Genomic DNA, 11,397 nt, shown 5'->3' with positions numbered 1-11,397 from the left:
GTGCTGCACGACGGCGCGGCCGGTCCCGGGGCTTGGAGCCGCGCGGTCTACCCGGGCCCGCGACGTCGTCCTCGACGCTGCCCAGCCTGGTCATCCAGATGTACCGGCACGGACGGCTGTACCCGGGGGCGGATCTGCTCGACGTGGCCACGGGCTCCGGCTACGGCACGGCGCTCGCGGCCCGTCTGCTCGGTGACCGTCACGTCACGGCCATCGACGTCGACCCTTACCTGACCGAGGCCGCGCGGGACCGGCTCGACCGTATGGGCCTGCACCCGGGCCTGATCACCGGCGACGCCACAGGCCCCCTCCCCGGCGACTACGACCGCGTCGTCTCCATGGTGTCCGTCTGGCCCGTCCCCGCCTCATGGCTCTCCGCGCTCCGGCCGGGCGGACGGCTGGTGACGACCATCGCGAACACGTCGATCGTCCTGACCGCCTGGAAGACCGACGACGGCCGCGCCGTCGGGAAGGCCGAACCCGACTGGGCCGGGTTCATGAGCACCCGGCACGGTGCCGACTGCCCACCCGGGCCCGGCGACCGGTTCGACGCCGTCAAGGACGCGGACGGCGACAGCGTGACCCGGGGCAGATACCCGGTCGTGAACCTCTCGGACGCCTGGGAACTGCGCTCGATGCTCGAACTCGCCGCTCCCGGAGTCCAGACGTACTACCGGCAGGACGGCGAACAGCGGACGGCATGGCTGCTGCACCAGGACGGATCATGGGCTCGCGCGACAGCCCGGTTCATCGACCCGCCCGACGTCCACCAGGGCGGCCCCCGACGACTCTGGGACGTCCTCGAACGTATCCGCCACCGGCAGAACGCCGAGGGCAGGCTACCGCTCCACAACAACAAGGTGTTCGTCGGGCTGCGGGGCGTGCGTTTCGAGTACGGAGCTGACTTCCCCGGTGCCGTGCGCCTCGCCGAGTTGCGATTCGACGGTTCTCATGCCCGACCGGCGAACGGCACCGTCTCGGTGGTCGTGGACACAGCTGCGCACGTCGCTGAGCTGCGGCTTCACGGGGGGGCGGGTCACCACGTTCCCTCTCCCCGCTGGGGCTCAGGCACTGACTCTCGCCGCGTGAGCGTTTGGGTAAACGCTCAACACCGTGGGCCCGGTCTGGTCGGCGTCGGAGGACCGCTCGGCGCTGCTGGCGTCCTGCTACCGGGAGTCGCTGCGGGTGGCCGACGAACTGGGGGCGCGGACAGTGGCGTTCCCCGCGTCCCTGGACTTCCGTGGTGGCGCGCGTGCTCACAGGGACTCGATCCGCTCGGAAGGAACCATGCGACGTCGGCAGTCGAAGACGTACCGGGCCGACTTCACGACCAGGTCGTAGTCCACATCACCGTGGTCGGTGACGAGGAGCACCGCGTCGGCGGCCTCGATCTCCTCGGTGGTCAGTTCGGTGTGGACGAGCCCCTTGATGTCGGGGATTTCGGTGACATGGTGATCCACCGCGCGAACGGAGGCACCCGCCTCGATGAGGCGGGAGACGATGCCCAGCGCGGGCGATTCACGGATGTCCCCGGTGTCGGCCTTGTAAGCCAGACCCAGTACGAGGACGCGCGCACCCGTGACGGTCTGCCGCCGCCGGTCCAGGCCCCGGGTGAGCCGGCGCACCACGTACTCCGGCATCTGGCTGTTGAGCTCGTCCGCCAGCGCCACCAGCCGGAACGGTTTGCTCAGGGCGCGCTCGACCTTCCAGGACAGGTACAGCGGGTCGACCGGCAGGCAGTGGCCGCCGACGCCGGGTCCCGGGGTGAACCGCATGAAGCCGAAGGGCTTGGTGGCGGCGATGTCGAGAGCCTTCCAGACATCGATACCGAGCCCCTCGGCATGCATGGCCAGCTCGTTGACGAGGGCGATGTTGACGTGCCGGAAGGTGTTCTCCAGCGCCTTCGCCAGCTCCGCGACGCGGGGCGAGTCCGCCGGTACGACCTCGTCGACGATGGACTCGTAGAACGCGGTCACCTTCTCCATGGAGGCCGCGTCGACCCCCGAGACCACCTTCGGGGTCGTCTCGAAGCTCCAGGTGGGGTTACCGGGGTCGATGCGCTCCGGGCTGTAGCCGAGATGGAAGTCCTCGCCCGGGACCAGACCGGAGATCTTCGTCAGCTGCGGGCCGAGCAGATCCTCGGTCGTACCGGGGAAGCTGGTGGATTCGAGGATCACCGTGACCCCGGGGCGCAGCCGCTCCCCGATGGCCACCCCGGCCGACTCGATGAACGACAGGTCCGGCACCCCGTCGATCATCGGGGTCGGCACGGCGATCACCGCGATGTCGAAGCCGTCCAGGTCATTGGGGGCCATGGTGGGCTGGTACTTGCCCTGGCCGAGTACCGCGGAGAGGCGCTCCGAAGTGATGTCGCCGACATAGGAGTCCCCGACGGTGAGCTTCTTGACCCGGAACTCATCGGTGTCGTATCCGATCACCTCGTATCCGCGCTCCGCCGCGGCTATGGCCAGCGGCAGGCCGACATATCCCTGCCCCATCACGACAACTTTTGACACCATCAGAAGACCCGACTTTCTCTGGCTTGCCGAACCGTGGTAATGAGCCTGCCGATACGGCTGCTGTGATGAGTTGAGCTGAGCAGTGACCGGCTGTGCGGGCTAGGCGAAGAAGTCGCAGACCGCGTCGGCGACATATTCGACCTGTGCGTCCGTGAGGTGCGGCCAGATCGGAATCGCGAGATTGTGGTCGCTCGCGTACTGGGCTCCGGGGAGGCCCCGGCCGGCCGGGGCGAACGCGCTGAACGCGGGCTGGGCGGGCAGCGGCCTCGGATAGTAGATGTGCGACCCCACGTTCTTCTCCAGCAGCCAGGAGCGCAGCTCCTCCCGCCGCTGGACCAGGAGCGAGTACACGTAGTAGCAGCGGCCGTTGCGGCCCGCGGGAGGCGCCAGGACCCCACGGCCGGTGAGCGGCTCGAAACGCTGCGAGTAGTAGTCGGCGATCCGCGCCCGGCGCTCCAGCCGGTCCGCGAAGCCGCCGTGCCGTGCGAGCTGGAAGGCGGCGATGATCTCGTCGAAGCGGTTGTTCTGGCCGATGCGGTGGTGGACGAACCGGTGGACGCCGTCCTGACCGTGGTTGCGGAGCATCCGCAGGGTGCGTGCCGTCTCCTCGTCGTCGGTGAGGACCACACCGCCCTCGCCCACCGTGCCGAAGGACTTCACCTGGAAGAAGGAGAAGATCCCCAGATCGCCCCAGCGCCCGGCCGGTACCCCGTCGAGCACGGCGCCCTGCGCCACCGCCGCGTCCTCGATGACTTTCAGGTCATGGTCCCGGGCGATCTTGTTGATGCTCGGCATGTCCGCCATGACCGAGAAGATGTGGGCGGGCATCACCGCCTTGGTCCGGTCGGTGATCAGCTCTTCCCACGTGGCCGGGTCGAGCACCATGGTGTGCGGGTCGACATCCGCGAAGACCGGGGTCGCCCCCCGGTTCACCACCGAGCTGGCCACCGGCTGGCAGCAGAACGCCGGCACGATGACCTCGTCACCGGGGCCGATGTCCAGTGCCTGCACGGCGAGGTTGAGTCCGCCCGTACCGCTGGAGCAGGCGACCGCATGGGCCGCGCCGGTCGACTCCCGGAGGAGTTCCTCGAACGCGGCTGTCCGGCGCCCGAGGATGAATTTCTGCTCCTCGTCGGTGCCCAGCTCATAGAGGAGTTCGAGCAGGGTTTCGCGGTCATCGTCGAAAAGGTCCGGAGGGAAGAAGGGAATCACCGCTACCCCTCGGCGTAGAAGTCGGAGATGGCTGCGCAGACCGTGTCGATCTGTGCCTCGGTCAGGTCCGGGTACAGCGGCAGTGCCACGGTGCGCCTGCTGGCCGCTTCGGCCCGGGGATGGGACCGGCCGCCGTGCTCCTCGGCATAGGCCGGCTGGGTGTGCAGCGTCCTCGGGTAGTACGTCTCGGTGCCGATGCCCCGCGCCGCGAGATGCGCCACCAGTGCGTCCCGGTGCTCGACCTCGATGAGGTAGACGTAGAAGACCGGGTCGGACGGCACGGACCTGGGCACCGGCCGGGGCACGGCCAGGACGCCGTCCGCGCCGGTGAGGCGTTCGGTGTAGGCGTCGGCGAGCACTCGGCGGCGGGCGATGTCCTCGTCCAGTCGGCTCAGCCTGGCCATGAGGATCGCCGCCTGGATGTCGTCCATCTTGCTGTTGGTGCCGGAGACACCGGAGAGGTTGGAGATGCCGGCGATGTGGTCGATCGTCTTCCCCATGCGGCCGTGGTGCCTGAGCACACTCGCCTGCTCGGCGATCCGGTCGTCATCGGTGAGGATCATTCCGGCGTCGCCGAGCGCCCCCAGCGTCTTCGTCGGGAAGAAGGAGAGAACGCCTCCGGAGCCGAGCAGCCCGGCGTGGGTACCGTCCCAGCGCATCCCGATCGCCTCGGCGCTGTCCTCCAGGACCATCAGACCGTGCTTGCGGGCCAGTTCCAGCAGCGCACCCATGTCGGCGAGCTGGCTGAAGAGATGGACCGGCATGATGGCCTTGGTGCGTTCAGTGATCGCCGCCTCCACCGAGGCCGGGTCCAGCGCGTAGTCACCGTCGGCGGTGATGTCGGCGAAGACCGGGGTGGCCCGTGCCATGGTCACGGCGGACGCGCTGGCGAAGAAGGTGAACGCGGGGACGATCACTTCGTCGCCGGGGCCGATGCCCGCCGCCCGCAGCAGGATCGACAGGGCGTCGGTGCCGCTGTTCACCCCGAGGGCGTGCCGCGCTCCGGTGTACCCCGCCAGCGCCTGTTCCAGCTCGGACACCTTGCGTCCGTGCGAGTATTTTCCCCGGTCGACGACGTCGCCCACATGCCGGCTGATGAGCGGCCAGAGTTGCCTGAAGGATTCGGCCTGGGTGAAGAAGGGAACTCCGTTCGAGGGGGTGGCCGGCCCTTGGGAAGGGTGGATTTCTGTGTCTGTGCGCGCTGTGCCCACCTGTCTCCTGTTCTTGGGATGAGGTGTCCGTGCGATTCCGCACGACCGACGCTTGACGACAGTAGAAAGGGCCACCCCGAGCGGCAACGGCAGATCCTTGTAGGTGTGGGGGCCTGCCGTCATGGCAGAGAAGCGCCATGACCGGTCCGGTGTGCCGGCAGGCCCCACGAGTCCCGGTGCGCCCCGGGTCAGCTCCCCGACTGCTGCATCACCCGGGCGACATGCACCCGGGAGGGGGCCTGGAGCTTCTGCATCACCTGGCGCAGGTGGTTGACCACGGTCCACTCGGAGAGGCTGAGCCGGCTGGCGATCTGCCGGTTGGTCATGCCCTCGGCCACCATGAGCGCGATCTCCGTCTGCCGCGGGGTCAGGCAGGTTCCCGACGGCTTGGGCCCTGACCGCGGCAGTGGCTCCTGCACGGGTAAGGACAGCGCGTCCTGGATCGCCGAATCGACCCGGACCGTGTAGAGCCGCCTGCCCAGCCGGGCGAAGGCCGCCGTGCCCAGCGTGGCGCGGCGCCGCCGCTCGACGCTCTGCACGGTGGTGTCGATCTTCCCGGGCGGCAGCCGGTGGCGTTCCCGCAGGGTCCTTGCGGTGAGCAGCAGCCGGGCCACGGGCTCTTGCTGCTCCTCGTCGTCGCCCGCCGCCGAGAGCGCGCAGCCGAGGATCTCCAGGGCCAGGGCCACGTCGCCCGGCCCGCCGGTGTGTCTCAGCATTCTCATCGCCGAGCGGACCTCGGAGCAGGCCTGCTCGGGCTGGCCCGCCTCCAGCTGGATCCGGGCCAGCGCCAGCAGCGAGAGCCCCTGCTCGCGCTCGTCGCCCAGCGCCCGGAAGGCGGTGATGGACCGCCGCAGGGCGGACTCGGCGGTCGCCGAGCCCACTTCGTACTGGGCGAGGGCGCTGTACCTCAGGGCGAGCGCGGCACCGTGTTCGTCGCCGAGTTCGGCCAGTTCCGAAGCGGCGGCGCACAGCTCGACGAGCACCTTCTCGCTGTTGCAGGCCTCGCGCTCCAGCTCACCGAGGTGGGCCGTGACACGGAGGAGACCGGCGCGGTGGCCGTGCTCCTGATACACCGTCATCGCTGCTTGCCAGAGCGCACGGGCGCGCTCCGGACTGCCGCTCCCGGCCCGCCAGCGGCCCGCCGCCTCCAGGGCCCGGCCCAGCAGCGGGGCGGTGCCCGGAGGGAGATCCTCCGCGCGCAGCGCGGCCACCGACGCCTCCGTGTGCGCGGAGACCTCCGCCAGGTGGTGGCCTGCTGTCCAGACGCTCTCCAGGGCGAGCACCAGCTCCAGCAGCCGAATGTGCTCGCCCAGTTCCCCCAGCGACGCGATGGCGGCCAGTATGTCCGGCAGCCGGCCGGACACCGTTGCCGCCCGCTGCTCAGGGGTCAGCCGGGCGAGTTCCCTCGCACTGATCGACTCGGTGAAGAGGTGGGCGTGCCGCCGCCGGGCGTCCGTGGCGCAGCAGGGGTTCGACGTCAGCCGCTTGCGGTAGTAACGCCGTACGGAGGCGAGCATCCACAGCCGCTGCTCGCCGGAGTCGTCGTGCTCCAGCAGCAGCAGACTCTTGTGGATCAGCTCGTCCAGGCCGCGCGCGGTCCGGTCCCGGGAGAGTCCGCCGACCCGCCGGGCCGCCGCGATGGAGAACGGCCCCTCGAACAGCGAGAGCCGCTGGAGCAGTTCCTGCTCCTGGGCGCTGAGCAGGCCGTCCGCCCAGAAGAGCGAGCTCTCCATCGAGCGCTGCCTGGTGGGTATGTCGAGCAGCCTGTCGGTGTACGGGAGCTGCCGCCCCTGCCGGAGGTGGTCCAGGGCGGCGCGCAAGGTCAGAGTGCCGATGCTGCGTGCGGTCAGCTCTATGGCGAGCGGCAGCCCGTCGAGCAGCTCGCAGATTTCCGTCACGGTGGTCAGGTCGTCGTCGAGCAGGACGTGGTCGCGGTAGTGGCCGCCCAGCCGGTCGACGAAGAGCAGAGCCGCGTCGGAGACCACCGGGGCCGCGTCCTCCGCCGCCGCGCCGCCGTCCACGGGGAGCGGACGGACCAGGAACAGATGCTCGGCGTAGACGTTGATCGAGGTGCGGCTGGTGGCCATCACCCGCAGGCCGGGGAAGTTGTTGATCAGCCAGGCGAGCCCCAGTGACAGCGACGCGGTGAGCAGATCGCAGTTGTCCAGGACGAGCAGCAGTTCGCGGTCGGCGATGGCCTCGGCCACGCCCTCCGGCGTCTCGGCCGTGGTTTTGCCGCCGAGGGCTCGGGAGATTCTGCTCCAGGCGGCGGGCGCGGTGTCGAGGTCGGCCAGCTCGACGACGGGCACGTGGTCGTCGAAGGCGGGGGCCACGAGGGCAGCGGCCTCGCGGGAGAGCCTGCTCTTGCCCACTCCGGCGGGTCCGGTCAGGGTGAGCAGCCGCACGGTCGGGTCGGCCAGCTTGTCGATGACCGCCCTCAGTTCCGCGTCGCGTCCGAAACAGCGGTTCTCGGGCAGTGGTGCCACCTTCTGCACCAGCTCTGTCGGGTGGACATCGCCGTGGTGCGGTTGCTGGGCCGTGCGGTGTGCAGTGCGCATCGACTTCCCCCCAAGAATTACTGATTACCTGGTGAGTGAGGGTGAGCAGGGCAGGCCTCCGCGGCTCCCGGAGGGATCCGCCGCGTGATCGGCTGCTGCTGGTCGCGGGAGGTGCACAGCCGGACGGCTGTGCCGGTTCCTGCCCGGAGCTCTCATGGATTCGGCTGCGCGCCGACCATCAAGTCGGCTCGCTCCAGCTGTTCTTGATCACGACGAGTGCGGTTCCTTGTGCTCTCTGTCTTCAGGGTTCATGGGCCGCACGGTCGGCTGCAAGACGCCGACCGGTTCATGCCTCCTTTTTGCCGTACCTGTTGACGGCGGTGGAAAGTGCCTCCTCCGGTGCTCAGAGTGCCAGGTGGTTCGGCAGGGGCATGGTGGTCAGCTTGTCCGGGTTGAGGATCTGGTAGATGCGCTGGATGCGTCCGTCGGACGGTCGCAGGTCGAGTTGGGCGACCACCCAGGGCCGGCGCTCATGGGAGAGCAGGGCGGCGGGCGCGCCGTTCACTTCCAGATAGCGGGTGTCGAGGTCCCGGGGGAAGGTCTTGGCGAGGGAGTCGGCCAGGCGTACGCACTTGTCGCGGCCCACGATGACGCGCAGCGCGGAGCGGCGCTTGCCACCGCCGTCGCTCCAGAGCTGGACGTCGGGGGCGAGGATCTCCATCAGGGTGCCGAGGTCGGCGCCCAGCGAGGCGTCCAGGAAGCGTTCGGTGGCGGCGCGCACGGCCTTGGAGTCGGGCCGGTAGCGGGGCCTGCGGTCCTCGACGTGCTTGCGGGCCCGGTGCGCCAGCTGGCGCACGGAGCCGCAGGTGCGGCCGAGGGTGTCGGCTATCTCGGGATAGTCGTAGCCGAAGGCCTCCCGGAGGACGAAGACCGCGCGTTCCATGGGGGAGAGGGTCTCCAGGACCACCATCATGGCCAGCGACACCGACTCGCCCCGCAGGACGCTGTCCTCGGGCTGGTCCTCGGTGACCACGGGCTCGGGGAGCCAGGTACCCACATAGGTCCGGCGGCTGGCCTTGGCTGCCCGCAGGGCGCGGTTCATGGCGATCCGCACCAGATAGGCCCGGGAGTTGGCCACCTCGCCGTGGCGGGCCGATGCCCAGGACAGCCAGGTGTCCTGGAGTACGTCCTCGGTGTCCGTGACCGTGCCCAGCATGTTGTAGACGAGGCCGAAGAGCAGATTCCGGTGCTCGTCGAAGACGGTGGTCGTGAGGGCGCTGTGAGCAGGAAGTTCTCCGTGTTCGGCAGCGGTTGAGGCCGAAGCTTTGCTTGCCATGACTGGATCTCACCATCTCAATCGGATACTTCGGCGCGGATGGCCGTGGACTGCGGCAGCCCAGGGGGCACCCAAGCCCGGTGTGATCTGAATCACATTATTGTTCCGCGTGTCACAGTTGGAGCCGGCTTCCGACTCCTAGCGTGCGTCCCGTAGAGGGTGAGGCGAGGGCGGTGTGCCGGGGTCCCCTGGCACCCGGTACGGCGAAGTGCGAATTGGCATCTTCCTGCCACCTTTCCCGGTGTTTCGGCACTGCCCCCGTGCTGTTCCCCCGCGCTACGGAGAACGGGAGTCCAGCAGGCCCAACTCGGCGGCCTTCACCCCTGCCTGGAATCGCGAACTCGATCCGATCATGGTCATGATCTCGGCGACGTGGCGCCGATAGGTGCGTACGGATATGGCGAGTTTCCGGGCGGCCACCTCATCGGTGACCCCCGCTCGCAGCAAAGCGAGAATCTTGCGGGTGAGTTCCGTGCGCATGCGCCCGTCGAGTACCGCCCCCGGACCGGCCGCCGCGGCGCCTTGCCATATTCCGTCGAAGAGTTCACACAGCAGACGAACGATCGCGGGTGCCCGGATGACCGAGTACGCGTCTCCGGCCGGGGATTCGATCGAGGTGAGGGTGACGGTCTGGTCGGCTGTCACGATGAGCAGCGGGGGCAGCTGCGACAGCACGCGCACGAGTATCGGCCGCCCGTCGTGGCCCGCCACCCCCGCCAGGCCCGAGTCCGTCATCTCCGGATTGCAGATCACCCGTACCTCGGCCGTCTCAGGGGTGGCCAGCAGCAGTTCGGACAGCAGGAAGTTGCACTCGGAGTTGTCCGATCCGGCGGCCACCACCACGTCGAGTCGGTCCCGCGCGCAGCCGGCCACCTCCAGTGCCACCCGCGCGTTCTCCTCGGGGGCGCCGGCGAGGGCATGGATCTCCTGGCCGCCGGAGACGGTGTCCCGGTGCTGGGCGATAGTCTCCTCGATCATCTCCCGGATTCCGAGAAGTGCCTTCTCCAGTGCGTCCGCCGACGATGATTCAGCCGGTCCTTTCCGGGCCGAAAGTCGCGCAATACCGTGTTCCTGTGGAACACCCGTCGAATCTCCCGTTGTCATCTGCACCCGTCTGCGCGTCGAAGTGTCAGCCTCTCGGCCTTCCGCCTTCCGCTGAGCCGTCCCGGCATGCTGAATCACGCGCAGAACAGATCAAATGGAGACCGAATTACCTATCCTAAACCGGGTGTTCTTGAGCTCCGCGTGCAGCCGTGGTGGCGCCAAGCTCGCGAAAGGCGCGTGGAGCGCGGCAAGAAGCTGTCCGGGGCTGTCCGGATATCAGTGGGCGGACCGGTCGCTCTCTGCTGAGCGGCCCCGCGTCTCACTCTCGGACTTCAACAGGCCCAGTTCCACGGCGCGTACACCTGCCTGGAACCGTGAACGCGCGCCCAGCGCCTCCATGATCTGGGCGACATGACGCCGATAGGTGCGCAGTGACACCCGCAGCTTCCGGGCGGCCACATCGTCGATCTGTCCGTCGCGGAGACACTCGAGGATGCGGCGGGCGGCCTCCGAGCTCAGGCTCTGGTTGTCCCAGGTGTGGTCGGCCGGGCTCATGGCGGAGCCCCAGAAGCCGGCGAACAGCAGCGCCAGGGTGTGTACCGTCGTCGGGTCCTGGACCGTGAGGAACCGGTCGCCATGGCCTTCGGCGTCGTCCCGGAAGAGGGCGGTCCGCCCGTCGACGATCAGGGTCTCCCGCAGGGGGCGGTGCGTGACCCGGGTCTCGAACCGGGTGGAGAGACGGCCGATGAGATGCGCCGACTGCGGCGCTCCGTCCTGGGCCGAGTGCAGCATCCGGGCCGTCAGCTGCTTTCTGGCGATGCTGTGCAGCTGGGGGAGGACCGCGGGCATCAACCGCCCGTGCGCCTGGCCGGTCAGCACCAGGCTCACACTGCGCCGCGCCTGACTGAGACGCGCGTTCACCTCGTCGAGCACGGCTCGCTCGTTGTGCGCCGGCACGACCGTCACCGGGCTGCTCCGGGTGCCCTGCCGGTGCAGCGACACTGTCATGTCCATCAGGTCGCGGGCCCGTAACAGCGCCTCTTCCAGGCTGTCGGCACCCGCGTGCGATCCGGAGCGTTCCGCGTCGACGCGCGGCCCGGGCATCGTCGCCTCTTGAGATCGCTCGCTCTCGAACGCTGTCGACACCATCACAGATCTCCCCCCGGTCATGGCGCGGCGGCACACTCCCCGGTCCCCATGTCACCATCGGGTACGCGCACGGCGCACCTACCTGCTTCCTCCGAACGTGATGATTGACATCAACTGGACCCCGCTGCCCCCAGGAAGTCCGGCCTGCCGACCGCACCAGCGACGATCAACGTGAGACATTAGTTTGACCCTTGAACGGGAGTCAACCGATACGGCTGTGCCGAGCACGGGTGAGGTCCCCATGGAGTACGTCGCGGAGCGCGCGCCCGTACGGGTGGGGCGCGTCCCGGCATGTTCGGCCTAGAGCGTGTTCGTAGTTGCGATCACGAGTTGGTGGATTTCGGCCGCGCCATGTCCTGTGGCCTGGTAGGCCGGAGGTATGGCGCGTGGTGATCTGACGGATGATGAGTGGGCCCTGGTCGAGCCGC

7 protein-coding genes and 2 pseudogenes are annotated in these 11,397 nt (G+C 68.9%); 2 read left to right on the top strand and 7 right to left on the bottom strand.

The window, feature by feature from the left end; genetic code table 11:
* Nucleotides 1-98 precede the first annotated feature (98 nt).
* Together K6I34_RS20770 and K6I34_RS20765 are read left to right on the top strand one after the other, a co-directional pair.
* Nucleotides 99-410 (top strand): annotated as a pseudogene (locus K6I34_RS20770) (protein-L-isoaspartate O-methyltransferase); the annotation flags it as partial.
* Between the two features lie 694 nt (nucleotides 411-1,104).
* A pseudogene (locus tag K6I34_RS20765) lies at nucleotides 1,105-1,227 on the top strand (macro domain-containing protein); the annotation flags it as partial.
* 29 nt (nucleotides 1,228-1,256) lie between these two features.
* Here the strand turns inward: K6I34_RS20765 and K6I34_RS20760 are convergent.
* The 7 genes from K6I34_RS20760 to K6I34_RS20730 form a co-directional block, all read right to left on the bottom strand.
* Nucleotides 1,257-2,498, bottom strand: a complete 1,242-nt coding sequence (locus tag K6I34_RS20760) for a nucleotide sugar dehydrogenase (protein WP_229327817.1) — start codon at nucleotides 2,496-2,498, stop codon at nucleotides 1,257-1,259.
* A 120-nt stretch (nucleotides 2,499-2,618) separates the two neighbouring features.
* Entirely contained in the window at nucleotides 2,619-3,731 is a 1,113-nt protein-coding gene (locus K6I34_RS20755; protein ID WP_229327816.1) for a DegT/DnrJ/EryC1/StrS aminotransferase family protein, read from the bottom strand.
* A gap of 2 nt (nucleotides 3,732-3,733) precedes the next feature.
* Nucleotides 3,734-4,816 carry a DegT/DnrJ/EryC1/StrS family aminotransferase gene (locus tag K6I34_RS20750; RefSeq protein WP_308294035.1) on the bottom strand — a complete coding sequence of 361 codons (1,083 nt, stop codon included), beginning with the start codon at nucleotides 4,814-4,816 and terminating at the stop codon, nucleotides 3,734-3,736.
* 314 nt (nucleotides 4,817-5,130) lie between these two features.
* Complete coding sequence (locus tag K6I34_RS38360; protein ID WP_275127111.1) at nucleotides 5,131-7,500, bottom strand: LuxR C-terminal-related transcriptional regulator; 2,370 nt, start codon at nucleotides 7,498-7,500, stop codon at nucleotides 5,131-5,133.
* A gap of 343 nt (nucleotides 7,501-7,843) precedes the next feature.
* The gene (gene sigJ, locus K6I34_RS20740) at nucleotides 7,844-8,776 is read right to left on the bottom strand and encodes an RNA polymerase sigma factor SigJ (RefSeq protein WP_229327814.1); all 933 of its coding nucleotides are present in this window, start codon (nucleotides 8,774-8,776) and stop codon (nucleotides 7,844-7,846) included.
* Nucleotides 8,777-9,052: 276 nt separating this feature from the next.
* On the bottom strand, nucleotides 9,053-9,754 hold the full coding sequence (locus K6I34_RS20735) for a LuxR family transcriptional regulator (protein WP_229327813.1): 702 nt from the start codon (nucleotides 9,752-9,754) through the stop codon (nucleotides 9,053-9,055).
* 342 nt (nucleotides 9,755-10,096) lie between these two features.
* Nucleotides 10,097-10,969 carry a hypothetical protein gene (locus K6I34_RS20730; RefSeq protein WP_229327812.1) on the bottom strand — a complete coding sequence of 291 codons (873 nt, stop codon included), beginning with the start codon at nucleotides 10,967-10,969 and terminating at the stop codon, nucleotides 10,097-10,099.
* Between the last annotated feature and the right edge of the window lie 428 nt (nucleotides 10,970-11,397).

Origin of the sequence: Streptomyces sp. UNOC14_S4 (genome assembly GCF_020740835.1) — a bacterium.
Taxonomy (GTDB): Bacteria; Actinomycetota; Actinomycetes; order Streptomycetales; family Streptomycetaceae; genus Streptomyces.
This window is presented reverse-complemented; position numbering and strand designations above follow the sequence as displayed.

Bases quoted from the DNA above. Each gene is read 5' to 3' on its own strand.
- K6I34_RS20760 (WP_229327817.1), bottom strand. From the start codon at position 2,498: ATGGGGCAGGGATATGTCGGCCTGCCGCTGGCCATAGCCGCGGCGGAG.
- K6I34_RS38360 (WP_275127111.1), bottom strand. From the start codon at position 7,500: ATGCGCACTGCACACCGCACGGCCCAGCAACCGCACCACGGCGATGTC.
- sigJ (WP_229327814.1), bottom strand. From the start codon at position 8,776: ATGGCAAGCAAAGCTTCGGCCTCAACCGCTGCCGAACACGGAGAACTT.
- K6I34_RS20735 (WP_229327813.1), bottom strand. From the start codon at position 9,754: ATGATCGAGGAGACTATCGCCCAGCACCGGGACACCGTCTCCGGCGGC.
- K6I34_RS20730 (WP_229327812.1), bottom strand. From the start codon at position 10,969: ATGGTGTCGACAGCGTTCGAGAGCGAGCGATCTCAAGAGGCGACGATG.